21 protein-coding genes are annotated in these 26,541 nt (G+C 67.2%); 11 read left to right on the plus strand and 10 right to left on the minus strand.

Annotated features, from left to right (window positions below):
• Nucleotides 1-64 precede the first annotated feature (64 nt).
• The 3 genes from EPO41_RS22015 to EPO41_RS22025 are packed head-to-tail and all read left to right on the plus strand — an operon-like array spanning nt 65 to nt 3,137.
• Nucleotides 65-1,246 (plus strand): aspartate aminotransferase family protein, encoded by a 1,182-nt coding sequence (locus EPO41_RS22015; RefSeq protein WP_296329753.1) that lies wholly within the window; start codon nt 65-67, stop codon nt 1,244-1,246.
• A 2-nt stretch (nt 1,247-1,248) separates the two neighbouring features.
• Nucleotides 1,249-2,175: an ornithine carbamoyltransferase gene (gene argF / locus EPO41_RS22020; protein ID WP_296329755.1), complete on the plus strand. Its 927-nt coding sequence runs from the start codon at nt 1,249-1,251 to the stop codon at nt 2,173-2,175.
• Nucleotides 2,172-3,137: an Hsp33 family molecular chaperone HslO gene (locus EPO41_RS22025; protein ID WP_296329758.1), complete on the plus strand. Its 966-nt coding sequence runs from the start codon at nt 2,172-2,174 to the stop codon at nt 3,135-3,137. Before argF ends, EPO41_RS22025 begins: the two co-directional genes overlap by 4 nt.
• A gap of 77 nt (nt 3,138-3,214) precedes the next feature.
• Here the strand turns inward: EPO41_RS22025 and EPO41_RS22030 are convergent, their stop codons facing one another.
• From EPO41_RS22030 to EPO41_RS22070, 9 genes are all read right to left on the minus strand, one after another.
• Nucleotides 3,215-4,477 (minus strand): ABC transporter substrate-binding protein, encoded by a 1,263-nt coding sequence (locus EPO41_RS22030; RefSeq protein WP_296329762.1) that lies wholly within the window; start codon nt 4,475-4,477, stop codon nt 3,215-3,217.
• 46 nt (nt 4,478-4,523) lie between these two features.
• Nucleotides 4,524-5,351: a carbohydrate ABC transporter permease gene (locus EPO41_RS22035; protein ID WP_296329765.1), complete on the minus strand. Its 828-nt coding sequence runs from the start codon at nt 5,349-5,351 to the stop codon at nt 4,524-4,526.
• Complete coding sequence (locus EPO41_RS22040) at nt 5,348-6,247, minus strand: sugar ABC transporter permease (protein ID WP_296329768.1); 900 nt, start codon at nt 6,245-6,247, stop codon at nt 5,348-5,350. Before EPO41_RS22040 ends, EPO41_RS22035 begins: the two co-directional genes overlap by 4 nt.
• Nucleotides 6,234-7,391: an ABC transporter ATP-binding protein gene (locus tag EPO41_RS22045; protein WP_296329770.1), complete on the minus strand. Its 1,158-nt coding sequence runs from the start codon at nt 7,389-7,391 to the stop codon at nt 6,234-6,236. The genes EPO41_RS22040 and EPO41_RS22045 overlap by 14 nt, the downstream gene beginning before the upstream one ends.
• Nucleotides 7,392-7,415: 24 nt before the next feature.
• Nucleotides 7,416-8,516, minus strand: a complete 1,101-nt coding sequence (locus tag EPO41_RS22050; RefSeq protein WP_296329773.1) for a TauD/TfdA family dioxygenase — start codon at nt 8,514-8,516, stop codon at nt 7,416-7,418.
• Between the two features lie 98 nt (nt 8,517-8,614).
• A complete protein-coding gene (locus tag EPO41_RS22055) occupies nt 8,615-9,577 on the minus strand; it encodes a LysR family transcriptional regulator (RefSeq protein WP_296329776.1) in 963 nt (320 codons plus the stop codon).
• 129 nt (nt 9,578-9,706) lie between these two features.
• Nucleotides 9,707-10,138 (minus strand): hypothetical protein, encoded by a 432-nt coding sequence (locus EPO41_RS22060; protein WP_296329780.1) that lies wholly within the window; start codon nt 10,136-10,138, stop codon nt 9,707-9,709.
• 95 nt (nt 10,139-10,233) lie between these two features.
• Nucleotides 10,234-11,364, minus strand: coding sequence for a zinc-binding dehydrogenase (locus EPO41_RS22065; protein WP_296329783.1), 1,131 nt, complete (start codon nt 11,362-11,364; stop codon nt 10,234-10,236).
• Entirely contained in the window at nt 11,364-12,125 is a 762-nt protein-coding gene (locus EPO41_RS22070; RefSeq protein WP_296329786.1) for an SDR family oxidoreductase, read from the minus strand. Before EPO41_RS22070 ends, EPO41_RS22065 begins: the two co-directional genes overlap by 1 nt.
• 89 nt (nt 12,126-12,214) lie before the next feature.
• On the opposite strand from EPO41_RS22070, the gene EPO41_RS22075 reads away from it, so the two are divergent.
• From EPO41_RS22075 to EPO41_RS22085, 3 genes are read left to right on the plus strand one after another with little or no spacing between them, the layout of a single operon-like run.
• Nucleotides 12,215-15,610 carry a transglutaminase family protein gene (locus EPO41_RS22075; protein ID WP_296329789.1) on the plus strand — a complete coding sequence of 1,132 codons (3,396 nt, stop codon included), beginning with the start codon at nt 12,215-12,217 and terminating at the stop codon, nt 15,608-15,610.
• A 55-nt stretch (nt 15,611-15,665) separates the two neighbouring features.
• Nucleotides 15,666-18,167: a circularly permuted type 2 ATP-grasp protein gene (locus tag EPO41_RS22080; RefSeq protein WP_296329791.1), complete on the plus strand. Its 2,502-nt coding sequence runs from the start codon at nt 15,666-15,668 to the stop codon at nt 18,165-18,167.
• Between the two features lie 2 nt (nt 18,168-18,169).
• Entirely contained in the window at nt 18,170-19,048 is an 879-nt protein-coding gene (locus tag EPO41_RS22085; RefSeq protein ID WP_296329796.1) for a transglutaminase family protein, read from the plus strand.
• 152 nt (nt 19,049-19,200) lie between these two features.
• Here the strand turns inward: EPO41_RS22085 and EPO41_RS22090 are convergent, their stop codons facing one another.
• Nucleotides 19,201-20,061 (minus strand): isocitrate lyase/PEP mutase family protein, encoded by an 861-nt coding sequence (locus tag EPO41_RS22090; protein ID WP_296329799.1) that lies wholly within the window; start codon nt 20,059-20,061, stop codon nt 19,201-19,203.
• Nucleotides 20,062-20,256: 195 nt separating this feature from the next.
• Here EPO41_RS22090 and EPO41_RS22095 point away from each other — a divergent pair, with 195 nt between their 5' ends.
• The 5 genes from EPO41_RS22095 (at nt 20,257) to EPO41_RS22115 (ending at nt 26,522) form a co-directional block, all read left to right on the plus strand.
• On the plus strand, nt 20,257-21,624 hold the full coding sequence (locus EPO41_RS22095) for an MFS transporter (protein WP_296329801.1): 1,368 nt from the start codon (nt 20,257-20,259) through the stop codon (nt 21,622-21,624).
• Nucleotides 21,625-21,652: 28 nt separating this feature from the next.
• Nucleotides 21,653-22,867 carry an acyl-CoA dehydrogenase family protein gene (locus EPO41_RS22100; RefSeq protein WP_296329804.1) on the plus strand — a complete coding sequence of 405 codons (1,215 nt, stop codon included), beginning with the start codon at nt 21,653-21,655 and terminating at the stop codon, nt 22,865-22,867.
• A gap of 14 nt (nt 22,868-22,881) precedes the next feature.
• The gene (locus EPO41_RS22105; RefSeq protein WP_296329805.1) at nt 22,882-23,307 is read left to right on the plus strand and encodes a VOC family protein; all 426 of its coding nucleotides are present in this window, start codon (nt 22,882-22,884) and stop codon (nt 23,305-23,307) included.
• 242 nt (nt 23,308-23,549) lie between these two features.
• Complete coding sequence (locus EPO41_RS22110; protein WP_296329807.1) at nt 23,550-25,433, plus strand: alpha/beta hydrolase domain-containing protein; 1,884 nt, start codon at nt 23,550-23,552, stop codon at nt 25,431-25,433.
• Between the two features lie 24 nt (nt 25,434-25,457).
• On the plus strand, nt 25,458-26,522 hold the full coding sequence (locus EPO41_RS22115) for a 2-dehydropantoate 2-reductase (RefSeq protein WP_296329810.1): 1,065 nt from the start codon (nt 25,458-25,460) through the stop codon (nt 26,520-26,522).
• Nucleotides 26,523-26,541: the final 19 nt, after the last annotated feature.

Consider the following 26,541-nt stretch of genomic DNA (forward strand, 5'->3'; position numbering starts at 1 on the left):
CGGAATCGTCGGATCGGCGGGGGTTTTTGGTTTTTGAGGGAGGCTCGCTGTGATTACGGCTGTGATGCCGACGTACGGTCGCAAGGACGTCGTGTTCGAACGCGGAGAGGGCAACTATCTCTACGCGGTGGACGGCCGACGTTACCTGGACTTCACGTCCGGTATCGCCGTGAACGCGCTGGGCCACTGCCATCCCTACCTGGTCAAGGCGCTGACCGAGCAGGGCTCCAAGCTCTGGCACACGTCGAACCTGTTCCGGATCGGCAACGGCGAGAAGCTGGCCAAGCGGCTGGCCGAGAACTCGTTCGCCGACACGATGTTCTTCTGCAACTCCGGTGCGGAGGCCATCGAGGGCGGCATCAAGCTGATCCGCAAGTATCAGTACATGAACGGCCAGCCCAAGCGGTACAAGATCATCTGCTTCCAGGCGGCGTTTCACGGCCGACTGCTGAACGCGCTCGCCGCCACCGGCAACGAGAAGTACCTCGAAGGCTTCGGCCCGCCGGCGCCCGGCTACAAGCATGCGCCACTGAACAACACCAACGTCGTCCGCGACATGATCGACGACGAGACCGCCGGCATCCTGGTCGAGCCGATCCAGGGTGAAGGCGGCATCCGCGCCACGACCACGCAGTTCCTGAAGGACCTGCGCGCCATCTGCGACGAGTTCGGCCTGCTGCTGTTCTACGACGAGATCCACACGGGTTTCGGGCGGACAGGCAAGCTGTGGGGCTACGACTGGTCGGGTGTGAAACCCGATGTCGCGGCGATCGCCAAGGGCATGGGCGGCGGCTTCCCGATCGGCGCCTTCATGGCGACCGAGAAGGCGGCGGTCGGCATGGTCCCCGGCACGCACGGCTCGACCTATGGCGGCAACCCGCTGGCCACCGGCGTCGCCAATGCGGTGCTCGACATCCTGCTGGCGCCGGGCTTCATCGAAGATGTGCGCGAAAAGGGCGAGTACCTGAAGGGCAAACTCGAGGAACTCTGCCGGAAGCATCCCACGGTGTTCGTCGAGCAGCGCGGCATGGGTTTCCTGCAGGGCCTGCAGTGCGCCCCGTCGGTGACGTCGGGCGACATGGTGAACAAGCTGCAGTCGCTGGGACTCCTGGTCCCGCCGGCGGGCGAGAACGTGATCCGCATCTTCCCGGCCCTGATCGCCGACAAGGCGGCGCTCGACGAGGGTATCGCGATTCTCGGACAGGCCGCGGAGTCGTTCGAGGCGGCGGCAAAGGCCGCCGAGTAGCCATGGCGACGCCCAAGCACTTCCTCGACCTCGACCAGGTCGATCCCAAGACGCTTCGCCAGATCCTGGATCACGGCAAGGCGATGAAGAAGGCACGGTCCAACGGCGGGCACGAAAAGCCGCTCGCCGGCAAGACCCTCGCCATGATCTTCGAGAAGCCCTCGACACGCACCCGCGTGTCGTTCGAAGTCGGCATGCGCGAGCTTGGCGGCCAGACGATCATGCTGGGCCGCACCGACACCCAGCTCGGCCGCGGCGAGACCATCGCCGACACCGCGCGCGTGCTCAGCCGCTACGTCGATATCATCATGATGCGCACCACCGTAGAGGAGAAACTCCTCGAGATGGCGAAGTATGCGACGGTGCCGGTGATCAACGGGCTCACCGACAAGACGCATCCCTGCCAGCTCATGGCCGACGTCATGACCTACGAGGAGCATCGGGGCTCCATCGAGGGCAAGTCGGTGGTCTGGTCCGGCGACGGCAACAACATGGCGACCTCGTGGATCCATGCCGCCGTGCAGTTCGACTTCGAGCTGCGCATCGCCTGCCCGCCCGAGCTGACGCCGCCGGCCGACGTGGTGCAGTGGGCGGAGAAGTCCAAGGGCCGCATCTCGATCGGCCACGATCCCGAGTCGATGGTGAAGGACGCCGACTGCGTCGTCACCGACACCTGGGTGTCGATGGGCGACGAGGATCCCGACAGTCCGAGCGCCGCGCGACGGCACAACCTGCTGCGCGCCTATCAGGTCGACAAGCACCTGATGAAGCAGGCCAAGAAGGATGCGATCTTCATGCACTGCCTGCCCGCGCATCGCGGCGAGGAAGTGACCGCCGAGGTGATCGACGGTCCGCAGTCGGTCGTGTTCGACGAGGCCGAGAACCGCCTGCACGCCCAGAAGAGCATCCTGGCCTGGTGCCTGTCTTGAGTTCAGACTCGGGAGGATTTCCTTCCGACGACTGGGACCGCGTCCTTCCTTTCCAGCTGGACGCGCTCGGTGTGCGCGGCCGGCTGGTCCGGCTGGGTCCCGCTCTGGATGAAGTGATCGAGCGCCACGGCTATCCACTGGCCGTGGCGCGGCCACTGGCCGAGTCGATGGTGCTGTGCGCCACCCTCGCGACCTCGCTAAAATACGATGGCATCTTCACCTTGCAGATCAGCGGCGACGGGCCGATCCGCCTGCTCGTCACCGACCTCACCAGCGATGGCGCCCTGCGCGGCTACGCGCAGTTCGATTCCTGGAAGCTCGCCATTGCGCTCGGCAGCGGCAACGAGGACGCGCCCGATGGCTACATTCCGAAGCTGTTCGGTCAGGGCCGCCTTACCTTCACCGTCGACCAGGGCCAGCACACCGAACGCTACCAGGGCGTGGTGCCGCTCGAGGGCGCGACGCTGGCGGACTGCGCGCACACCTACTTCCGCCAGTCCGAGCAGCTGCCGACCGGCATCAAGATCACGGCACGCCGCGACGACACCGGCGACGGGCACCGCTGGCACGCGGCCTCACTCATGGTCCAGCAGATGCCCGAGTTCGACGCCGGCCGCCTCGACGTCGATGCCGAGCAGCGCGAGGACGACTGGCGCAAGGCGGTGATCCTGATGGCCTCGGCCACCGAGAAGGAAATGCTGGATCCGGCGTTGCCCGGCACGACGCTGCTGCACCGCCTGTTCCACCAGGAGCAGCCGCGTGTCTTCGAGCGCCGCGCCTTCGAGGCGCGCTGCCGCTGCAGCCGAGAGCGGATCGACAACGTGCTGCGCTCTATCCGCCGCGAGGAACTCGGCGATCTGCGCGACAAGACCGGCCGTGTCTCGGTGAAGTGCGAGTTCTGCTCGACCGAATACGCCTACGACGACGGCGATCTCGACCGTATCTACGCCGCGGTCGCGTAGATCACGACGCCGGGGACGGGCGTTCAGGCCCGTGTTCCCGGCGAAGGACCATGGCGGATCGGGCGAGGCCGTCCGCGCTATTTCGGCAACAGCGCCTGCACCTGCGTGACGGACCGCTTCAACGCGTCCTCCGGCGTGGCCTTGCCCGCCACGACCGACTCCATGACGTCATAGATCACCTGGATCGCCTTGAGGCTGTTCTCGCCCGGGAAGCCGAGCCAGGCCGTCGTGCGTGCCCGCTGCGAGATGGCCGTGCGCATGTTGGGATTGTTCGCGTAGTAGTTGCCCAGCAGTTCGGGCGTATCGATTGCGATCTGGTTCGACGGCATGTAGCCGATATGGCGGACCATGATCGTCTGGCCGATCGGACCAGCCGCGAACTTGATGAACTCCCAGGCCGCGGCCTGTTTGGCCAGGTCCTTGGCGAAGATCATCATTGTCGCGCCACCCGAGACGATCTTCGAATCCGGCCGCGGGCTGGGGAACGGCGCGGTGCCCAGCTCGAAACGAGAACCGATCTTGTTCGTGAAGCTGTTCACGCGCGCCGAAGACGACATGTAGAACCCGATCTGGCCGGCAATGAAAGCCTGCGTCGCCTGTTCGTCGGTGAGGTTCGGCATGCCGCCCTCCTTCACCAGGTCGCGCAGGATCTCGAAGGTTTTGAGGCCCGCCGGCGTGTCGAAGCCCACCTTCTTGCCATCGGTCGACAGCATCTGGCCGTCGTGCGTGAACAGCAGCTCCTGCCAGAGATAGTTCCCTGTCGTCGTCCACACCATGTAGGCACCATGGGTGTTGCTGGCGGCATCGGTGACCCTGCGCGCAAGCGCAAGCAGTTCGGGCCACGTCTTCGGCGGCAGGGCGGGATCGCCACCCGCCTTGCGCAGCAGGTCGGCGTTGAAATACAGGATCGGCGTCGAGAGCGCGAACGGCATGCCGTAGAGCTTGCCGTTCACGAGGCCGGTCGAGATCATGCCCGGCACGTAGCCCTGCTTTTCCCAATCCGCTTCCTTCGCCACGAAGCCGTCGAGAGGAACCGCAAGTTTGCGGTCGACGAAGAGGTGCATGAGGTTGGTGCCGTTGAAGGCGATGTCCGGCATGCTGCCCGTCACGGCGCCGCGCAGCACGGCACTCGCCGTCTCCTCGTAGGCCTTGGTCGGCGCAAGGAGCTTCACCTGGATGTCCGGCCGTTTCGCGGCGAACGCCTTCACGATCTCCTCGACCGGGGCCTGGTAGAGGTAGGGCTGCGGATAGAGCACGGTGATCTCGACCGCACCGGCGCCGCGCATGCCCGCGAACCCGAACAGCAGCAGGGTGGAAAAGAGAAAGAGCAGTCGTTTCATCGGAGAGCTCGCTGATTGTGAGGGAGGAACACGGGAACGGCCGGCGTCACTTCGAGCCCAGCCAGGTCATGCCATCGAGGAAGCGCCGCTGGGCCAGCGCGAACAGGACGAGCAGCGGCGCTGCGATCATCAGAGCGCCCGCCAGCAAGGGGCCGTAGTCCGAACCGATCTCCTGGACCTGGAACAGCATCACGCCGAAAGGCGGAGTGGCCTTGGCTCCGGACGTGACCACCACCGACGGCCACAGGAGGTCGTTCCAGTGCGCCACGAGCGAAATGATGACGAGCGCGCCGATGGCGGGTGAGATCATCGGCACGAGCAGGCGCACCAGGATTTCGCCCTCGCCCAGGCCGTCGAGCCGCGCCGCCTCGATCATCTCGTCGGGAATCCGGAGGAACGCCTGCCGCAGCAGGAAGATCCCGAGCGGTGAGATCGTCCAGGGCAGGATGAGGCCGGCATAGGTGTCGATTAGCCCGGCCCCTGCCGCCATGATGAAGAGCGGCAGCGCCAGCGCCGCCGGGGGAACCACCAGCGCCACCAGAACCGCGAGCCAGATCAGGCGAAGGCCCGGCACACGGGCCTTCGCCAGCACGTAGGCGGCCGGAATCGCGACCAGAAGCTGGCACACGATGATCGCAACGCAGACGAAGACCCCGTTCGCCAGGAAGTGCAGCAACGGCGAGGCCGTGAGCGCGCGCGCGTAGTTCTCGAAGCCGATCCAGCGGCTGGGGAGGAGATGAAACTTCGGCGAGAACACGTCCTCCGCAGGCAGCAAGGAGATCCGGATCGCCCAGAGCAGCGGCAGCAGCACCAGGACGGCGCCACTGATCAGCACGACATGCCGCGCCAGTCCCGTGAAACGGGACCGGGTCATCGGGAACGCCCCGCGCGCGTCGCGTAGAGCTGGGCCAGGCTCAGCGCCAGGACCACCGCAATGAAGAGGATCGTGGCGGCTGCGGCAAGGTTCGTCCGGAAGAGTGAGAAGGCTTCCTGGTAGATGAAGTACAGCGCCACCAGCGTCGCCTTCTCCGGGCCGCCGCGCGTGATGATCGCGACCGTGTCGAACACGCGCAGCGCATGGATCGAACTGAAGACCAGAACGAAGACCGTGATCGGCGCGAGATGCGGCAGGGTCACATGCCACAGCCGATCGACAACCGAGCCACGCCCGTCGAGTGCCACCGCCTCGACCAGCTCGTGCGGCACGGTCTTGAGCCCTGCCAGGAAGAACAGCATTGCAAACCCCGCCTCGCTCCAGATGCCGATCATCGCCAGGGTCGGTAGCGCGGCTTGCGGGTCCTGCAGCCAGTTTCCGGGCGCGAAGCCCAACAGGCGCAGCACTTGCGGCACGGCGCCCACCGATGGGCTGAGCAGCATCTGCCATGCGACCGACATCGCCGCGAGCGTCGCCACCGATGGCAGGAAGAAGATCATGCGATAGAGGGCCTGCCCGCGACCGCACTCGGCGATCAGCAGCGCCACGGCGAGACCCGCCAGGGTCGTGACCGGTACCACGGCGCCGACATAGCGGGCGGTGTTCCAGACCGCGACCTGGAAGTCGTGATCCTCGAGCAACGCACGGAAGGTCTCGAGACCCACGAACCGAGGCGGACCGCCGCCGAGATGCCAGTCCGTGAAGGCCGTGGCGGCCACGAGCACCAGAGGCATCAGGATCATCACGACCAGCAGCAGAACCGCCGGCGCCAGCATCAGATAGGGACCGACGATGGAATCCCGCCAACGTGGAAACCGCGCCTCAACCACGCGCATAGGCCGCGATCGCGACGGGAAGCCCGGCAAGCCGTGAGCCGTCCTCCGAGAAGTAGAGGGCATCGTCGGCCGAGATGGCGGCGCGGACTTCGTCGCCGGGCCGGAACGCGAGCGCCCGGCCGGCACGGGCGACGAGAAGAGCTTCCCCGCCGTCCCGGCCAGCGAGATGGACGAGGCCGTCATGCCCGTGATCCTCGATTCGCGCGACCCGCAACAGAGGTCTGCTCTCGTCATGGCCTGGGGCGATCCGCACATTCTCGGGCCGAACCGCCACACTCACCTTCTGGCCGGCCGTGGTGCCGAGGCGCACATCGAAGACGAAGCCGCCGGCCAGCACGCGACCCGACGCGTCGGCCACGCCGTCCAGGACATTGATCGTCGGCGTGCCGACGAAGCGTGCGACCGCGAGGGAGACGGGATCGCGATAGATTTCCGCGGGCGTGCCGAACTGGGCCACCCGGCCTCCCAGCATCACCGCGACGCGGTCGGAAATCGCCAGCGCCTCGCCCTGGTCGTGCGTGACGAAGACGCAGGCGACCCCGAAGGCCCGCTGGATCTGCACGATCTCGTCACGCGCCTGCACCCGCACCTTGGCATCGAGACTGGAGAGCGGCTCGTCGAGCAGCAGCAGCCGGCTGTCGCGCACAAGGGCGCGGCCGATCGCAACACGCTGACGTTGCCCGCCGGACAACCGTCCGGGCACGCGGTCGATCACGCCTTGGATATCGAGACGGCCGGCGATGTCGTCGACCGCGCCGTCGATCTCGCGCTCGATCGACCGCACCGACGGCGAGAACCGCAGCGGGCCGAGCATCCGTTGCAGCCGGGTCAGCCGGCGGGCGCGCAGCGGCAGGGCAATGTTTTGCCGGCCGGTGAGATGTGGATAGAGAGCCAGCGACTGGAAGACCATCGCCACGTTGCGGGCGCCGGGCGGCAAGCTGGAAACGTCACGCGATCCGATCTGAACCACGCCGCGGTCTGCGCGCTCCAGGCCGGCGACGATCCGCAGCAGGGTCGACTTTCCGCAGCCCGAGGGGCCGAGCAGGCTGACGATCTCACCCTCTGCAACGGTGAGATCGATATCCGCCAGCACGGCCCCGGAGCCGAACGACTTGCAGACGCCTCGTACGCTGAGAGCCGGCACGCTACCCCCGAAACAAACGCATGTTCACGCGAAGGCTGGCGTCAGCGGTTCCATCGGAATGGTGAGCGCCTTGCGGTTGGGAATGTTGACGCCGCCCCGCACCGTGCCGCGCTCGATATGGACCCAGCGCTCGGCGATCGCGGGATGGAGCTCGCGCCCGTCGGGCAGCGAAATCCAGATGCGCATCAGGTGGCGCTTCTTCGCGGGATCGGGCCCGTCCTCGAAAGGGGTGCGCGAATGGAAGACGACATGGTTGTGCACGAACTGAAAATCCCCGGCCTCGAACGGAATCTTCACCGAGAAGGCCGGATCGTCGCAGATCGAGAAGAACAGCTCAGCCGCCTGCCACTGCTGCTCGGTCATCGGCGGCGCGTCGGTAAAGCGGCGGGCCGACTTCAGGTACTCGAGCAGAGGCGCGTAACCGGTGAAGGTACAGTCCTGCCACATGAACACCGGAATGCGCATCCAGGGGAACTTGCCTTCCGGCACCTCGCCCCGGCGATCGACGGTGACCGGCTGATAGAGCGCGCGGCAGAGATCGGGAGCCCGCCGCATCATCTCGTCGTGCACGGCGATGCCGCTGACCAGCGCGCTCTCGCCTCCTGCCATCGCGGTATGCAGGCAGCACAGGCCGACCAGGTCGCAGGAGTCCGAATGAAACGACAGGCCCGCGGAGGTCTGGGTCAGGCGCTTGTTGTAGTCGTCGACCTTTGTCCCGATGTCGATGACATGCCCGATCATGTGGCCGTTGCGGTTCTGCGGAACGACGTCGCCGAGGTGCGAGGCCAATCCCCAGTACATGCGCATGATCGTGTCGCGATCGTACTTGTGTACCGGCAGGCCGCGCAGATAGCCGAAGCCGTAGCGGTCCATGATGTCGGCACGCAGGGTGGCGACCTTCGCGGCGAGGGTCGGCAGGGGGAAGTGCTCGCGGCGCAGATCGAGGATGTCACCGACCACGATCCCGGAGTGAGCGGCGGCCGTTTCCAACTCGGCCACCTCCGCCTCCGTCAAATAGTGGATCCACGACTTGTCCGCAGCGAGATCGGCGCTCTTCCAAGCCAGCCGGCCACCGATGGGACCTGGCGCCGGGTCGAGCCCGGGCGTGCTGTTCGGTTGGTTCAAGACTTCGCCTCCATGCACACAAACGTCGATGCACGGAGACTAAGGGGCGGAGAATACGCTTTGATAACAAAGCCACAGGCCTTGCTTATCGCAAGGTATCACCGCTTCTTATTCGGACACGAACATGCGAGGCGTTGTTGCTGGGACTCCGCTGACGCACGGATCTCGGACAAGAGGGCCCGCAGCCCGGAATCGAGCACCTTGTCGGTGCGCAATATCAGCGAAAGGCGGCGGCGCACCGGCTGCGCGAGACGGCGGCGGACGATCGTATCGGGCATCGATCTCGTCGCCAGATCGGGAATCAGCGACACGCCGAGGCCGGCGCCCACCAGCACCTTGATGGCCTCGATGCTGCCCAGCTCCATGGTGGGGATGGGGCTCACGCCCCCCGCCCGAAACCAGCCGTTGACGATATCCCGCGTGCGGCCCGCCGGGTCGAACAGGATCAGCGGCAGGTGCGAGAAATCCTGCGGCCGCAACGGGTCGGGAAGCTGAAGTTCCAGTCGCTTCGGCAGGATGGCGACCAGCTCCTCGTCGAACACATGCTCGAGGTGGATCGCAGGATTCGACTTGAGCTCGTGCGCGGTCACCAGCCCGACATCGATGGCGCCCTCTTCGACACCGGAGACGATATCGGACGTGTTGCCCGTCACCACGACCAGCTGCAGGTTCGGCATTGACGTCTGCGCGCGTGCGAGCGGTTCGGGCAGGAAATGAATGCAGGCCGTAGCACCCGTCCCCAGGCGGACCAACCCCGTATCGGCTTCGCGGAATGCGGCGACGGCCGGCTCGATTTGATCCAGCGCGGCGAAGGCGCGCCGCACCGGCTCGATCATCGCGCGACCGGCGGGTGTCGGCAGCATGCGGATGCCTACCCGTTCGATCAGGCGAACGCGCAGCACCGTCTCCAGCTCCTGTAGCTGCTGACTGACGGCTGGCTGCGTGACGCCAAGGGTCCGCGCCGCCATCGAGGCGCTGCCGTTCTCGGCAGTGAGCAGGAAGGCGCGTAGTTGGCGCAGGGTGACGGCGGCCTTGGCACCGCTTCTCGGTCTGGTCGCCACGGTCGGGACTCGTTCGCTCGCAGCTTCGGGGGCGTGTAGTTGCGGGCCAATCCCGCCATGCTCATAAGGTCGATTCGAGCACAGACCCGAGAAAGTCTTATGACGATTGCGCCGCGGAACGAAGCCGCGTTACAGAACGGTGGCAGAAGCCGATGCCCTCAGATGGACGTAGGCAAGATAGTTCGCCTCGTGCCACTTCATGGTGAAACTCTGGGCCAGCTGGTCCAGGGCATCCCTCGACACCGCAGCTCTGGTTTCGGCGAGGAATCGAGCGAGCTGGCTTTTATCCATGACGTCGATGCCTGAAAGTCGTGATTGGCACTTCACGATGGCTTCCAAGGCCACTTTCTTTTGCGCCAGAGACCAGCCCTGTATGGATCCTGGTTCGGGAGACCGCCCGCTTCTCGTCCGCAAGAACGATCCGAACATGTGATCCAACGGCGTCGGTGCGGCTTCCCCGCCGGCCAGGGTGCCGTCGTCGACGATGTACAATCGCCGGCCGCCGATCACCAGCTCCCGGCCGAGCCATCGTCGGATTGTCGATGCCAATCGCGTGAGCATCGACGAGAGATAGGGCCTTCATGTTTCAGCCCGATGATCGCTCCAGCGACTGCTTTCAATGTCGCGACTGGCAAGCCGATTGATGCGGGCCTGACCTAACCGTGCGGCACCAGGACCTGCCGCACGGTGGCGACGTCCTGCAGGCGGTCGAAGCCTTCGTTGAGCTGGTCGAAGCCGATGCGCTGGCTGACCATGCGGTCGACCGGCAGCTTGCCCTGCTGGTAGAGCGCGATGAAGCGCGGGATGTCGCGCACTGGCACGCAGCTTCCCATGTAGGAGCCCTTGATCGTCTTCTCCTCGCTGACCAGCATGCTCTGCTTGAACGAGAAGTCGGCGACGATGGGCGAGAGGCCCGCGGTCACCGTCGTGCCGCCCCAGCGCGTCACCAGATAGGCCGTCTCCATCGCCTTGATGGTGCCGGCGAGATCGAAGGCATAGTCGACGCCGCCATTGGTGAGGTCGCGCACCTGCTGCACGTGATCCACGTCCTTGGCATTGACAGTGTCTGTCGCGCCGAGCTGGCGGGCGAGGCCGAGCTTCTCGTCGGAGAGATCGATGGCCACGATGCGGCCGGCGCCCGCGAGCACCGCGCCCATCAGGCCGCTCAGCCCCACGCCGCCCAGGCCGACGATCGCGACCGAGCTGCCCGGCTCGATCCTGCCGGTGTTCACCACCGCGCCCACGCCCGTGACGACGGCGCATCCGAACAGCGCCGCCACGTCGAGCGGCAGGCTCCTGTCGATCACCACGATCGAGCCGCGGTCGACCACGGCATATTCGGCGTAGCAGGAAACGCCGGAATGATGGTTCACCGGCTTGCCATCCAGGTGCAGGCGATGATGGCCCGACAGGAGCTGACCGGCGGCGCGCGGGCTGATCGAGCGTTCGCAGATGTAGGGACGGCCTTCGAGGCAGCGCCGGCAGCGGCCGCAGCTCACGTTGAAGGTGAAGCAGACATGGTCGCCGACCTTCACGTCATGGACGCCCGCGCCCACTTCGACGATCTCGCCGGAGCCTTCGTGCCCCAGCACGATCGGAACGGGGCGCGGCCGGTCGCCGTTGATTAGCGACAGGTCGGAGTGGCAGAGGCCGCCGCCGCCCACCTTGACCAGGACCTCGCCCTCGCCCGGCGGGTCGAGATCGACCTCGACGACCTGGATGGGCTTCGACTTCGCGAAGGGGCGGGGCGCACCGCAGACCGTGAGAACGCCGGCTTTCATTTTCATCAGGCTATTCCTCCATCGACCCGGACCAGCGATCCGGTGGTGAAACTCGATTTGCTCGACGCGAGATAGAGCGCCGCTGTCACGATCTCTTCCGGCTGGCCGCTGCGCCTGAGCGCCGCCGTCGGATTGGCCTTGTGCTCGTCCGGCCAGGCCTTGGACACGTCGGTCAGGAACCGACCCGGCGAGATGGTGTTCACCCTCACCTTCGGGCCGTATTCGAACGCGAAAGCCTCGGTCAGCGCGTTGAGCGCCGCCTTGGCGCCGGCGTAGGGGGCGATCTGCGGCCGCGGACGCAGGGCCCCGGCGCTGGAGACGTTGATGATCGAACCACCCTCGCCCGCCGCCATGCGGCTGCCGACCAGCGACATCAGGCGGAACGGCGCCTTGAAGTTCAGCGACACGATGCGGTCGAACAGCTGCTCGGAGGTTTCGAGCGACGAGGGCGCAAGCGGCGACGAGCCGGCATTGTTCACCAGGATGTCGACCTTGCCGAAGGCCGCATAGGCGGCATCGACCAGGTCGTCGAGTTCGGACCAGTTGGCGACGTTGCAGGCATGGGTTGCCGCGTTGCGGCCCATCGCCCGCACCTCGGCGGCGGCCCTGTCGCAGGCCTCGAGCTTGCGGCTGGTGATGAAGACGTCGGCACCGTGCGCGGCAAAGGCCTTCACCATCTGGTAACCCAGCCCGCGGCTGCCGCCGGTGACGAGGGCGACCTTGCCCGTGAGATCGAAGTAGTCGGTCATGATGAGGCGCCCGGTCAAGAAAGGATCATGACAGAGCATAGCGCCACTTCCTTGCTTAGTGGCATGTCACTTGCTTAGTCTGTCTCGGAGCGAAACAGCAGGCCGTCATGAGCATCCACGTCGCGCTGCATCATCGGACGACCTACCGGTACGACCGACCCATCGAACTGGGGCCGCAGATCGTCCGTCTGCGTCCAGCCCCCCATAGCCGGACCCCCGTCCTGTCCTATTCGCTGAAGGTCACGCCGGCCCAGCATTTCATCAACTGGCAGCAGGATCCGCAGGGAAATCACCTCGCCCGGCTGGTATTTCCCGAGAAGACCGACCTGTTCGAGGTCACGGTCGACCTGGTGGCCGACATGTCGGTCATCAACCCGTTCGACTTCTTCCTGGAACCCTCGGCCGAGAAATGGCCCTTCGCCTACGATCCCTCGCTGGCCGAGGAGATCGCGCCGTTCCGCAAGCTGGAACCGCTGGGGCCGAGGCTGTCGGCCTGGCTCGCATCGGTCGACCGCAAGGAACAGCGCACGGTCGATTTCATCGTCGGCCTGAATGCCCGCCTGCAACGCGAAATCGGCTACATCGTCCGCATGGAGCCGGGCGTGCAGAGCTGCGAGGAGACGCTCGGGCGCGCCAAGGGATCGTGCCGCGACACCGGCTGGCTGCTGGTCATGATCCTGCGCCATCTGGGCTTCGCCGCGCGGTTCGCCTCGGGCTACCTGATCCAGCTCGTCGCCGACGAGAAGCCGCTCGAAGGTCCGGAAGGCCCGACGCACGATTTCACCGACCTCCACGCCTGGTGCGAGGTCTACCTGCCCGGCGCCGGCTGGATCGGCCTCGACCCGACCTCCGGCCTGCTGACCGGCGAAGGCCACATTCCCCTCGCCTGCACGCCCGAGCCATCGAGCGCCGCGCCGATCGAAGGCGCGATCGAGAAGGCCGAGGTCGAGTTCGAACACGCAATGACGGTGACGCGCGTGCGCGAGACGCCGCGCACCACCAAGCCCTACACCGAGGACCAATGGGCCACCCTGCTCAAGGTCGGGGAGGCGATCGAACGCGACATCGGCAAGCACGACGTGCGGCTCACCATGGGCGGCGAGCCGACCTTCGTGTCGGTCGACGACATGGACGGGCCCGAATGGAACACGCTGGCGCTGGGACCCGAGAAGCGGCGACTGGCCGGCGTGCTGTTCCGCAAGCTCGCGCACCGCTTCGCGTCGGGACCGCTGCTGCATTTCGGCCAGGGCAAATGGTATCCCGGCGAGCAGCTCCCGCGCTGGGCCCTCGGTTCCTACTGGCGCAAGGACGGCGAGCCGATCTGGCGCAATCCGCAGCTCTATGCGCTGGAGTCCAAGCCGGTCGGCGCCACCGTCGAAGCCGCGCACCGCTTCGCGCTGGCCTTCGCACAGCGCCTGCAGCTCGACCCCGACTATCTTTTTCCGGCCTACGAGGACACCTGGTACTACCTCTGGCGCGAACGGCGCCTGCCGAGCAACGTCGTGGTCGACGAAGCGAAGGTGAAGGACCCGCTGGAGCGCGAGCGCCTGGCGCGGGTCTTCGAGAAGGGCCTCGAAAGCTCGGTTGGCTACGTGCTGCCGGTCATTCGGGATCACAATGGGCGCGACCACAACGGCCGCGGCAACGGGCATGCACATGCGCCGCGCTGGAAGAGCGGTCCGTGGTTCCTGCGCTCCGAGAAGTGCTACCTGATCCCTGGCGATTCGCCGATCGGCTACCGGCTGCCGCTGGATTCGCTGCCCTGGGCGGCGCCGGGCGACACCGACTACATCGTCGAACCCGACCCGATGGCACCGCATCCCGACCTGCCGCCGCTCGACGCCTTCCGGCGCGCGCCAGTGCTGCGCCGCCAGGAACCGGGCCTTACGCGCGATACGGTCGGCGATGCCGAAGCCCGCCGCGAGGCGTGGCGCCGCGCGCTGGCCCCGAACACCGGCCTGGGGCCCGCCGTCGGCAGTTCGGCCGCCGGCGTCGTGCGCACCGCGATGGCCTTCGAGCCGCGCGACGGCCATCTCCACGTCTTCATGCCGCCGACGGAGCGCATGGAAGACTATCTCGACCTCGTGACGGCGCTCGAGGACACGGCCGAGGAGCAGAGCCAGCCGATCTTCATCGAGGGCTATACGCCGCCCAGTGATTCGCGGGTCCTGCACTTCAGCGTCACGCCCGATCCCGGGGTGATCGAAGTCAATATCCACCCCTCGGCCACCTGGACCGAGGTCGTCGAACGCACGGAGATCGTCTACGAGGAAGCGCGCACGACCCGGCTCGGCGCCCAGAAGTTCATGATCGACGGGCGCCACACCGGCACCGGCGGCGGCAACCATGTCGTGCTGGGCGGCCCCACCGCCGCCGATTCGCCGATCCTGCGACGGCCCGACCTGCTGAAGAGCCTGCTGGGCTACTGGCTCAATCACCCGTCGCTCTCCTACCTCTTCTCCGGCCTGTTCATCGGCCCGACCAGCCAGCATCCGCGGGTCGACGAGGCACGCAACGATGCGCTGCACGAGCTGGAGATCGCCTTCCGCCAGATCGCGCCCGGACGGCAGACGCCGCCATGGCTGGTCGATCGCGTGTTCCGCAATCTGCTGGTCGACGCGACCGGCAACGCCCACCGCACCGAGTTCTGCATCGACAAGCTGTTCACGCCCGATTCTGCCGCCGGCCGGCGCGGGCTGCTGGAGCTGCGCGCCTTCGAGATGCCGCCGCACTGGCGCATGAGCGTGGCGCAGCAGGCGCTGCTGCGCGGCCTCGTCGCCAAGTTCTGGGAGCGCCCCTACGAGAGGCCGCTCAGCCGCTGGGGCACCCGCCTGCACGACGATTTCATGCTGCCGCATTTCGTGTGGCAGGACTTCAACGACGTGCTCTCGGATCTCGGCGAGGCCGGCTACGCCTTCGCCCCCGAGTGGTTCGCCCCGCATTTCGAATTCCGCTTCCCCAGACTGGGCGAGGTGGCGCAACGCGGTCTCGAACTCGAACTGCGCCATGCGCTGGAGCCGTGGCACGTGCTGGGCGAGGAGCCGGGCGGCGGCGGCACGGTGCGTTACGTCGATTCCACGGTCGAGCGCCTGCAGGTCAAGGTCGCCGGCTTGAACGACCAGCGCCATGTCATCGCCTGCAACGGCTGGAAGCTGCCGCTGCGCGCCACCGGCACGGCCGGCGAATACGTCGCGGGCGTGCGCTACCGCGCCTGGCAGGCGGCGAACTCGCTGCACCCGACCATCGGCGTGCACGCGCCCCTCACCTTCGACATCCACGATTCGTGGAGCGGCCGCTCGATCGGCGGCTGCACCTATCACGTGGCCCATCCCGGGGGCCGCAACTACGACCGCATGCCGGTCAACGCCAACGAGGCCGAGGCGCGCCGCCGTGCCCGGTTCTTCGCCATCGGACACACCGGCGGCCCCTCGCCGGAACCGCGGCCGCTCGACAATCCCGAGCATCCGCTGACGCTCGACCTGCGGCGGGCCCAGGGCCTATAGTTCGCCCGCCTCACAGGCAGTCCGACCGTTCGTCTCAACATCTGTTTCCGGGCCCATGGAGTCGTTGCGCGGCCTCTCTTCCTCGCCGGCGAGCGCGTACGACGAACTGGTCACCGGCCAGAAGTCGATCCGCTACCACTGGCAAGGCATCCTGAGCGTCATCCGCTCGCTGCCCAACGGGCTCGGCGAGCGGGTCGAGAGTGCGCGCCGGCAGCTTGAGGAATCGGGCGCGACCGTCAACCTGCTGGACGACCGCGGCGCGGCGCGCTGGACCTTCGACCCCCTGCCGCTCGTCATCGCGCCCGACGAATGGTCCCGTCTCGAGGCCGGCCTGATCCAGCGCGCCAAGCTGCTCGACCGGGTCCTGGCCGATGTCTACGGCCCGCAGACGCTGCTGAAGAAGAAGCTGCTGCCGCCGATGCTGGTCCACGCCAACCGGCATTTCCAGCGTCCTGCCCGGGTCACCGACGGCGCCGCGCCGCGACGTTACCTCGGCAATTATGCGGTCGACCTGGTGCGGCTGGGGAACGGACGCTGGCACGTCCTGGCCGACCATACCGAGCTTCCCGCGGGAGTGGGCTATGCCCTCGAAATGCGCCGCGTGCTGGCGCGCAGCCTGCCGGAGGCCTTCCGCTCCATTCCCGTCCGCCATCTCCGGCCCTTCGTCGACCGCTGGCAGGAGTCGCTGCGCTCGATGGCGCCGGCCGCCGTGTCCCAGCCCAACATGGCGGTGCTGACGCCAGGCTCGCTGTCGGCCACCTATTTCGAGCACGTCTATCTGTCGCGCGTGCTGGGCGTTCCGCTGGTCGAAGGCGGCGACATGGTCGCGCGCGACGGCCAGGTCTCGATCAAGACGCTGGCCGGCCTCCGGCCTGTGCATGTGCTCTTGCGGCGGCTCGACAGCGCCTTCGCCGACCCCCTGGAAATGCGCGCCGATTCCGCGCTTGGCGTCACCGGCCTCGTGGAAGCCACGCGCAACGGCAACATCTCGCTCGCCAATGCACTGGGATCGGGGGTCGTCGAGACGCCGGCCATCATGCCGTTTCTGGAGCGGCTGAGCGAACACCTGCTGGGCGAGAAGCTGCGCATGCCGTCGCTCGACGTATGGTGGCTGGGCGAGCCAGCGGCGCTGAGCTTCGCCATGGCCAATCTCGATCTCATGATCGTGCGTCCCTGCCTCGGCCAGGATCGCGAGCCCATCGTCGTGGGCATGCTGGAGCCGGCCGAGCGCGCAGCGCTGGTCGAGCGCATCCGCGCCCAGCCCGGCCAGTATGTCGCGCAGTATCCCATGACGCCGTCGCTCACGCCGAAGTGGGACGGGCAGTCCCTTGTGCCGTCCGCCGTCGTGATGCGCGCCTTCGTCGTCGCCGACCACGATACCTATCACGTGCTGCCGGGCGGCCTTGCCCGAGAGCCCGACGGCGACACCGCCCTGCGCTCGCTGAACCGCCTGCACGGCACCCTGAAGGACGTATGGGTGCTGGCCGAGGATGCGGCCGACGTGCAGCTGCCGACGACGCGGCGCTTTCACCAGCTCGCCGTCGAGCGCGGCACCGCCGACCTGCAGAGCCGCGTCGCCGACAATCTCTTCTGGCTCGGCCGCTACATCGAGCGCCTCGACAACGATGCGCGACTGCTGCGCACCACGGCGGCGCGCGTGGCGCAGGGCGCCGTCGGCCCGCGCGACGCGGTCGAACTGAGGTTGCTCGGCCGGTTGCTCGACGCGGCGAACCTGATGGATCACTCGTCGGCCCTGGCGCCGCCCGAGAGCGCGTTGTTCCAGCAGGGGCTGTCCACCGTCGCCGCCGACGATCGCGGTCTCGCCACCGTGCTCGACGGCATCCAGCGGCTCACCGCCACGATGCGCGACCGCTTCTCCATCGACATGACGACGGCCGCCGGCCCGGAGATGATCGAGGTGCGCAAGCGCCTGCTGGCCGCGCGCGGCAACCTCGACCCGCTGCTCGCAGCCCTCGACGAGATCGTGCGATTCGTCGCCACGCTCTCGGGCCTCGCGCAGGAGAACATGACGCGCGGCACCGGCTGGCGATTCCTCGATCTCGGCCGCCGGATCGAGCGCGCGCTGCACGTGCTGACCGGCGCGCTCGGCCCCTTCACCCTCTCGCCGATCGACTGGGACGCCGCGATGCGTCTCGCGCTCGAACTGTGCGACAGCACCATCACCTACCGCACGCGCTATCTCGGCCAGCTCCAGCCGGCCCCCGTGCTCGACCTCGTCATCCTCGACGATGCCAATCCGCGCGGCCTGGTGTTCCAGCTGCGCACCATCAAGGGTCATCTCGACTATCTCGCCCGCGCCTCGGGGGTGCGGGTCGCCGCGCCGCCGGACTCGCTGGAGGTGGATCTCGAAGCCGTCGTGCGCCAGTTCGGCGGCGACGAGCAGGCCTGGCGGCACGAGGGACTGGCCCTCGCCATGCTGCGCGACGTCGCGTCCGACACGGAGCAGCAGCTCGACAAGCTTTCCGAGGCGATCACCCGCGCCTATTTCTCCCATGTGCCGGCAGCCCAGGCCGTCGGCTCCTCGGGCGGAGACTGAGCGTGCATTACCTCCTCTCGCACCGTACGACCTACACCTACGCCAGCACGGTGGATTCGGCGCACCATATCGCGCACCTCCGCGCCCGCGACTTTCCCGGACAGAAAGTCAGCTCGATCAGCATCGTCACCAGCCCGCTGCCGGCGCTCGCCGTGCAGCATGTCGACCATTTCGGCAACCTCATCGACATCTACCGGATCGACAAGCCGCACACGCGCTTCGACATCGAGGTGCGGGCCGAAGTCGAGGTGCGTTTTCCGGAGCCGCCTGCCGCCGTCTCGACACCGCCCTGGGAAGACATAAGGGCGTCGCTTCTCGGCGACGGATTTCCCCAGAATGTCGAGGCCAGCGAGTTCGTCCACGAATCGCCGCTCGTGCCGCGCGTCGAGGCGCTGCGTGCCTACGGCGCGCAATCCTTCACCGCGGGACGTCCCATCCTGGAGGCGGCGCGCGAACTGACCTCGCGCATCAAGACCGACTTCGAATATCACCCCGGCGCCACCGACATTTCGACTCCGCTCGCCGACGTCTTCGCCGGCAAAGCCGGCGTCTGCCAGGATTTCGCCCATGTCGAGATCGCGGCCCTGCGCGCCCACGGTCTCGCGGCGGGCTACGTCTCGGGGTACATCCGCACCGTCCACTCCCGGGAGGAACTCGCCCTGCGCGGCGCCGACGCGAGCCACGCCTGGGTGGCCGTGTGGTGCGGCGCGGAGGCAGGCTGGGTCCATCTCGACCCCACGAACGACCTGATCGCGCACGAGGATCACGTCGCCGTGGCCTGGGGCCGCGACTTCTCCGACGTGAGTCCTTTGCGCGGCGTCATCCTGGGCGGCGACTCCCATTCCTACGGAGTCGCCGTGACCCTGGTGCCGACGGGCTGAGGCACAAAAAGTCCGTCGTCTCGACCGGAGCCTCGCGTAGCGAGGCGTAGTGGAGAGACCTCCTCTCAACCAAATGGCGGCAGATCGTGGAGAGTAGGTCTCTCCACTCCGCGCTGCGCGCTCCGGTCGAGACGACGGAGTTTTTTCGACAATCACCCACCCAAAAACTCCTTCGTCCAGCGCGCATAGTCGGCGTCGCGCGTGACCTTCTTCATCAGTTCCGGGCTCGCCACGCCCTGCAGCTTCGACGGCTGGGTGCCGTCGCGCAACGCCTTCAACGTGTCGTACACGGCCTTCACCGCCGCGGCGAAGGGCTGGTGGCCCTGCAGCGCGATGCGGACGCGGCGCGCACCGAGATAGGCGAGATCGGTGAGGTCGCCCGACACGCCGCCCAGAATGATCGGCAGCGTGGTCGCGCCGGAGATCGCGTCGAGCTCGGCGCGGGTACGCACGCCCACGAAGAACAGCGCGTCGACGCCGGCCGCCTCATAGGCCCTGCCGCGGGCGATCGCATCGTCGAGGCCCGTGATGGTGATCGCGCTGGTGCGGCCGGCGATGCAGAGCGACGGATCCTGCCGGCCGCCGAGCGCGGCCTTCATCTTGGCCACGCCCTCGTCGATCGAGATCAGCCGCGGCGCCATGGTGCCGTACGGTGTCGGCAGATCGGTGTCCTCGAGGCTGAGGCCGCAGACGCCTGCGGTCTCGAGCTCCTCGACGGTGCGGCGGGCGTTCAGGGCATTGCCGTAGCCGTGATCGGCATCGACCATGAGCGGCAGGTTGCCGGCCCGGTTGATGCGGTAGGCCTGGCCCGCGAATTCGCTCAGGGTCAGCACGATCAGGTCGGGCGCGCCCAGCACGGTCATGGAGGCGACGGAGCCGGCGAACATGCCGATCTCGAAGCCCAGATCCTCGGCGATGCGCGCCGAGATCGGGTCGAACACGGAGCCCGGATGGACGCAGCGCTCGCCCGCGAGCAGCGTCCGGAAGCGCTTCCGGCGGTCGGTCCAGTGCATGACGAATCTCTCCCCCTTGGTCTCCCCCTCCTTAGCAAAGGAGAGGGCTGCCATGCAGCGAAGCATTTCGACGGGCAAACACGGCGGGGGCACCAACCTTGCCGCTGCGGTGTGCCCGGGCGTAGCGTAACCGCCAGGGACGCGTGAACAGTGCGCGGCAAGCGCCCCCAAACAAAAGCGCACGGGGGAAATGCCATGTTCGATGTTCTCGACCGGCAGACCAAACTGACCGGCAACCAGAAGAAGATCATCGCCGCGGCGGTGATCGGCGATGCTCTCGAATTCTTCGACTACTTTCTCATCGGCTTCGTTCTCGCCTTCCTGATCGGGCCCTGGAAGCTCACCTTCGGACAGTCGGCCATCGTGCTGCTCTCGTCCGGCGTCGGCGCCATCCTCGGCGCCTATATCTGGGGCTGGCTCGCCGACCGAATCGGCCGCCGCAAGGTGTTCATCGGCACCGTGCTGAACTTCTCGATCGCCACCGGCCTTCTCTACTTCACACCGGAGAATGGCTGGATCTACATCACCATCATGCGCTTCTTCGTGGGCTTCGGCGTCGGCGGCCTCTATTGCGTCGACCTTCCGCTGGTCCAGGAGTTCGTGCCGGCGCGCAAGCGCGGCTGGGTCGGCGGTCTGGTCACCTGCGTGATCCCGCTCGGCGTCGGCCTCGGCGCGGTGCTGGGGGCGTTCATGGGCGCCGACCAGTGGCGCCTGCTGTTCGCCATCGGCGTGCTGCCGTCGGTTCTCGTCCTGCTGGTCCGCCTGTGGGTGCCGGAATCGCCGGTCTGGCTGGTCCGCCAGGGCCGCTACGAGGAAGCCCGCAAGTCGCTGGCCTGGGCTCTGCAGATGAAGCCTGAGTCGCTGCCGCTGCCCACCGCTCCGGCCGTCGAACCACCAAGGGTGAGCTGGTTCGAGCTCTTCAAGTATCCACGCAGCCTGCTCGTCTCGTGGCTCGGCAATGCCGGCGCCCAGACCGGCGTCTATGGCGTAACGCTGTGGGCGCCCTCCCTGTTCGTGCTGCTCCTGAAGGTGACGCCGCAGGAAGCGGCCAAGATGATGATCCTGCTCACGATCATGGGCTTCATCGGCCGCCTGTCATTCTCCTATCTGTCGGACGCGATCGGACGGCGGGCCGGCGGCGGGCTGATCGGACTGGGCGCCGGCGTGCTCATCATCGTCGCGGGCTACAACTACAATGCCACGCTCATGGGCATGTCGGCGCTCTGGATCCTGCTGGCGCTGGCCTTCTTCTTCGCCGATGGCGGCTTCGCGATCGTCGGCCCCTATGCGGCGGAAGTCTGGCCTTCGCACCTGCGCACCACCGGCATGGGCTCGGCCTACGGCTTCGGCGGCATCGGCAAGATCATCGGGCCGCTGGGTCTCGCGCTGATCGTCGGGTCGAACAACTACCTGAAGCCCGACGTGCCGCTGCCGCAGATTCCGACGGCCTTTCTCTATCTCGGCTGCTGGTTCCTGATGGCCGGGGCGGTCTATTATTTCTTCGGGCTGGAAACCAAGGGCAAGTCGATCGCGCAGATCGACCGGGAACTGGCGACGGCCTGATGCACACCAAGGTTCGAGGAGGATGGTCTTGGACACGCTGATCCCGTCTGCCGCCGATCTCGCCGGCGACCCGGCCGTGATCTCCCGTGCCGAGGCCCTCCGGCCGGCCGTCGAGGCCGCCTCGAACGAGATCGAGGAGACGCGCCGGCTGCCGCCGGCGCTGCTCGACAAGCTCCACGAGGCGCGGCTGTTCCGCCTGTTGCTGCCGCGTTCGTCGGACGGGATCGAGACCGATCCCGTGACCTTCTTCCATGTGATCGAGACGATCGCGCGCGGCGACGCCTCGACCGCCTGGTGCCTGAGCCAGGCCGGCGGCTGCGCCATGTCGGCCGCCTATCTCGACCTGCCGGTCGCCCGCGCGATCTTCGGCGACGATCCACGCGCGGTGCTGGCCTGGGGCCCCGGCCCCAAGGTCAAGGCCATCGAGTGCACAGATGACAAGTTGGGGGCCGGCTACCGCGTCACCGGCGTCTGGGCCTTCGCCTCGGGTGGCCGTCACGCCACCTGGCTCGGCGCCCATTGCCCGATCTTCAAGGCCGACGGCTCGCCGCGGCTCGACGACAAGGGCCGGCAGCAGGAGCGCACCATGCTGGTGCGCTCCGGCGACGTCGAGTGGACGGACATCTGGAACACGGTGGGCCTGCGCGGCACGGCGAGCGACCAGTTTGCGCTGAACGACTTCTTCGTGCGCGCCGACCATTCGATCACGCGCGAATTCGAACTCGAGTGCCGCGAGAGCGGGCCGCTCTACAGGATGGGCGCCGGCACCTGCTACCAGGTGGGCTTCGCCGGCGTGGCCTGCGGCATCGCCCGCGGTGCGCTGGACTGCTTCCTCGATGTCGCCCGCAACAAGGTGCCGCGTGGGCTGAAGAGCCCGTTGCGCGACAATGCCGTGGTGCAATCCAACCTCGCCCAGGCCGAGGTCAATCTCCGGGCCGCGCGCGCCTTCGTGCTGCAGTCGATGGCCGGCATCTGGAAGGACCTTTCCGCCGGCAACACGATCACCGTCGAGCAGCGCATCACCGTCCGCATGGCCGCGACCAACGCCATCCACAAGGCCAAGGATGCGGTCGACTTCGCCTACAATGCGGCGGGCGCCACGGCGATCTTCGAGAACCATCCTCTGGAACGCCGGTTCCGCGATATCCACACCGTGACCCAGCAGCTGCAGGGCCGGCTTTCCCATTTCGAGACCGTGGGCGCCTGGATGATGGGCGCCGACGCCGACCTCACGTTCGTCTGACCCGGAGACCGACCATGCCGCTTGGCCCTCTTCAGCACTACACGATCGAGCCGTCCGACCTCGAAGCGACCAAGGACTTCTATTGCGACGTGCTCGGCCTCGAGAACGGCGACCGCCCGCCGCTCGGATTCCCCGGCTACTGGCTCTATTCCGGCGGCGTCGCGACCGTGCACCTGCTGGGTGAGCGCAAGCCGCGCGAGGGCATCGTGGTGCGCGGCACCGAGAAGAAGTTCGAGGATACCGGCCGCTTCGACCACATCGCCTTCGCCGCCAGCGACCTGGCCGGCGTGCGCAAGCGCCTGCAATCGAAGAACGTGAAGTTCCGCGAGCAGATCGTGCCGCGCACCGGTGCGGCCCAGATCTTCCTCTACGATCCCGACGGCGTCGGCGTGGAACTGAACTTCCCCGCGGAAGAGGTCCAGGCGGAAGCCAGGGCCTAGATCGGGATGATTTCAAGGCAGATCAGCCAAAGACTCAGGAGCTTCGAAGCAGAGCCCGTCGTCTCGACCGGAGCCGAGCGTAGCGAGGCGAAGCGGAGAGACCTTTTATCTGGGATTAGCCGGCATTTGGTGGAGAGCAGGTCTCTCCACTCCGCGACGGAGCCTGCCCCGAGGCATTCGAGGGGCGCTCCGGTCGAGACGACGGAACCTCTGGTGCTCAACCTCGAACCTGGCGTGTATTAGTGCTCGTCTCCCTGGATATCGAGAAGGTCGAACCGCTCGCAGACGGCGCCGTGTTTGGCGAGGTTGGCGCCTATGAGCGCGTCATCGCCGTCGCCAAAGGCGAGGTCGATCCGTCGTCGCCCGCCAACAGCGGCATCGCCCTGATCGACAAGGCGCCGCTCAATGCCGCCGGCAGGGTCGAGTACGCAACCAGCGTGTTCATCCTGCGGCCCCGGGATCCTGCGCGCGGTAACGGGCGGATCCTCTACGAGGTCAACAATCGCGGCCGCAAGATGCTGTTCGGCAACATTGCCGACGGCCCGCAGGGCGTGAACGACCCGAGGACCCTGGCCGATCTCGGCAACGCCTTCCCGCTGCGGCTGGGCTACACGATCGTGTGGTCCGGCTGGGATCCCGACGCGCCGCGCGCCAACATGGGGCTCGCCCTCACGGCGCCCATTGCGACCGACAACGGCCAGCCGATCGTGCAGACGGTCCGCGAGGAATGGGTCTCCGGCACGCGCCTCGGCGTGCTGGAGACCTTCAAGCTCTCTCACGAAGCCGCCACGCTGGAACAGCCGCGGGCGCGCCTCACCGTGCGCGAACGCGCCGACGACGAGCCGCGCGAGCTGCCGCTGAACCAGTGGTCGTTCGTCGACGCCCGCTCGATCAGGCTGCGCGAGGGCACCCAGGCCAGGCCGGGCTACCTGTACGAGTTCCACTACGAAGCGAAGAATCCCAAGGTCCAGGGCCTGGGTTTCGCGGCGACGCGCGACGTGGTGAGCTGGCTGCGCCATTCGCCGGAAGCGCTGAAAGCCACAGGCCGGCCTATCACGCATGCGCTGGCCATCGGCTTCTCGCAGGCCGGCCGCTACCTGCGCAATCATATCTCCGATGGCTTCAATCGCGACGAACAGGGACGCCGCGTGTTCGACGGCATCCTGAGCCACATCGCGGGCGTCGGCCGTGTGTTCTTCAACACGCCCTTCGCCCAGCCGGCGCGCACCAGCACCCAGCATGAGGATCACGGGTTCCCCGAGAACGAGTTCCCCTTCTCGACGGCGACGCAGAGCGATCCGCTGACAGGCAGGAGCGGCTCGCTGTTCCGGGGCGACGGCAGCGATCCGCTGCTGATCGAGACGAACACCTCGACCGAATACTGGCAGAAGGGCGCCTCGCTTCTGCACACCGATCCGCTCGGCACCCGGGACGTCACGCTCCCCGGGAACTCGCGCGTCTACATGATCGCGGGTACCCAACATGGCGGCCGCGCCGGCGCGACGACCGATCCCGGCCCGAACGTCAATCCGCGCAACCCGCACAATCCGATGCCGGCGATCCGCGCCCTGCTGGTCGCGCTCGACGAATGGGTGGTGTCGGGCAGGGCGCCGCCGCCCAGCCGCGTGCCAACGCTGGCCGAAGGGACACTGGTCGAACCGAGCGAGACCGGCTTTCCCGCCGTGCCGGGCGCCGCGATCGTGCGCATCACAAACACCGTGGCGCCGCCCGGTGACTGGGTGAAGCCCGCCCCGTCCGACAAGGCGTATCCCACCCTCGTCAGCAAGGTCGACACCGACGGCAACGAGGTGGCCGGCATCCGCCTGCCCGACATCGCCGTGCCGCTGGCGACCTATACCGGCTGGAACGAATACAAGCCGCCCTACCCCGCGGGCGAAATCGCCGACCGCGACGGAAGCTGCCTGCCGCTGCCGATCGACAAAGCCGCCCGCGAAACCTCGAACGACCCGCGGCCATCGATCGCTGAACGCTACAGGAGCGGCGCAGACTATGTCGCCCGGGTCCAGGCCGTGGTCGCACAACTCATGGCCGACCGGCTGCTGCTGGCCGAGGACGGCGAACGCTATCTCGACCGCGCGCGCAAGGAGCCGCGCGTCGCGCCTTAACGAACGGATTCAAGGGAGATCAGGATGGGCAAGAGAATCGCAGTCGTCGGCACGGGTGCCCTGGGCGGCTATGTCGGCGGCTACCTCGCACAGGCAGGCCTCGACGTAACGCTCATCGATTTCTGGCCGGAGAACATCGAGATCATCCGCAAGCGCGGCCTCGAGCTTGACGGCGTGACGCCGGAGGAGAAGTTCACCGTCACCAAGGCCAAGACCATGCATCTCACCGAGATGCAGGACCTGTCGCGCCAGAAGCCGATCGACATCGCCTTCGTGTCGATGAAGTCGTACGACACCGAATGGGCGACCGCGCTGATCAAGCAGTACCTGGCACCCGACGGCTATGTCGTGTCTCTGCAGAACTGCCTGAACGAGGAGCGCATCGCGGGCGTCGTCGGCTGGGGCAAGACCGTCGGTATGGTCGCCTCGCTGATCTCGGTCGACATGTACGAGGCCGGAAAAATCCGCCGCACCGTCTCCAAGGGCGGCGACAAGCACACCGTGTTCCGCGTCGGCGAGGTCCATGGCCGCATCACCAAGCGGGTCGAGGAATTGCGCGAGATGGTGGGCATGATCGACAGCGCCAAGACCACGACCAACCTGTGGGGCGAGCGCTGGTCGAAGCTCTGCCAGAACGGCATGAAGAACGGTGTCTCGGCCGCCACCGGCATGACCGGCACCGACTGCGATCGCAACGACGCGGTGCGCCGCTTCTCGATCAAGCTGGGCGGCGAGGCGGTGAGGGTCGGCCAGGCGCTGGGCTATCACATCGAGAAGATCGGCAAGTTCGAGCCCGAGCTGCTGGCGCGCGCATCCGAAGGGGACAATGCGGCGCTCGACGAGGTCGAGGCGATCCTGCGGCCCGGCTCCAACACCAATCCCAATCCGCGCGCCGACATCCAGCGCCCCTCGATGGCTCAGGACATCATCAAGGGCCGCCGCACCGAGATCGAATTCATGAACGGCTACATCGCCGAACGCGGCGACTTCATCGGCGTCAAGGCGCCGACGCACGCCAGACTCACCGAGATCGTGAAGAAGGTCGAGCGCAAGGAGCTGCAGCCATCCGCCGCGCTGCTCGGCGGCTGATACAGGGCGGCGCGCGAGG

Origin of the sequence: Reyranella sp. (assembly GCF_004297265.1) — a bacterium.
Taxonomy (GTDB): domain Bacteria; phylum Pseudomonadota; class Alphaproteobacteria; order Reyranellales; family Reyranellaceae; genus Reyranella.

What these genes read in the sequence shown, in the direction of transcription:
- EPO41_RS22030 (WP_296329762.1), bottom strand. Translation starts at nt 4,477, where the DNA reads ATGAAACGACTGCTCTTTCTCTTTTCCACCCTGCTGCTGTTCGGGTTC.
- EPO41_RS22105 (WP_296329805.1), top strand. Translation starts at nt 22,882, where the DNA reads ATGCCGCTTGGCCCTCTTCAGCACTACACGATCGAGCCGTCCGACCTC.
- EPO41_RS22040 (WP_296329768.1), bottom strand. Translation starts at nt 6,247, where the DNA reads ATGCGCGTGGTTGAGGCGCGGTTTCCACGTTGGCGGGATTCCATCGTC.
- EPO41_RS22080 (WP_296329791.1), top strand. Translation starts at nt 15,666, where the DNA reads ATGGAGTCGTTGCGCGGCCTCTCTTCCTCGCCGGCGAGCGCGTACGAC.
- argF (WP_296329755.1), top strand. Translation starts at nt 1,249, where the DNA reads ATGGCGACGCCCAAGCACTTCCTCGACCTCGACCAGGTCGATCCCAAG.
- EPO41_RS22075 (WP_296329789.1), top strand. Translation starts at nt 12,215, where the DNA reads ATGAGCATCCACGTCGCGCTGCATCATCGGACGACCTACCGGTACGAC.
- EPO41_RS22015 (WP_296329753.1), top strand. Translation starts at nt 65, where the DNA reads ATGCCGACGTACGGTCGCAAGGACGTCGTGTTCGAACGCGGAGAGGGC.
- EPO41_RS22115 (WP_296329810.1), top strand. Translation starts at nt 25,458, where the DNA reads ATGGGCAAGAGAATCGCAGTCGTCGGCACGGGTGCCCTGGGCGGCTAT.
- EPO41_RS22035 (WP_296329765.1), bottom strand. Translation starts at nt 5,351, where the DNA reads ATGACCCGGTCCCGTTTCACGGGACTGGCGCGGCATGTCGTGCTGATC.
- EPO41_RS22090 (WP_296329799.1), bottom strand. Translation starts at nt 20,061, where the DNA reads ATGCACTGGACCGACCGCCGGAAGCGCTTCCGGACGCTGCTCGCGGGC.
- EPO41_RS22065 (WP_296329783.1), bottom strand. Translation starts at nt 11,364, where the DNA reads ATGAAAATGAAAGCCGGCGTTCTCACGGTCTGCGGTGCGCCCCGCCCC.
- EPO41_RS22060 (WP_296329780.1), bottom strand. Translation starts at nt 10,138, where the DNA reads ATGCTCACGCGATTGGCATCGACAATCCGACGATGGCTCGGCCGGGAG.
- EPO41_RS22095 (WP_296329801.1), top strand. Translation starts at nt 20,257, where the DNA reads ATGTTCGATGTTCTCGACCGGCAGACCAAACTGACCGGCAACCAGAAG.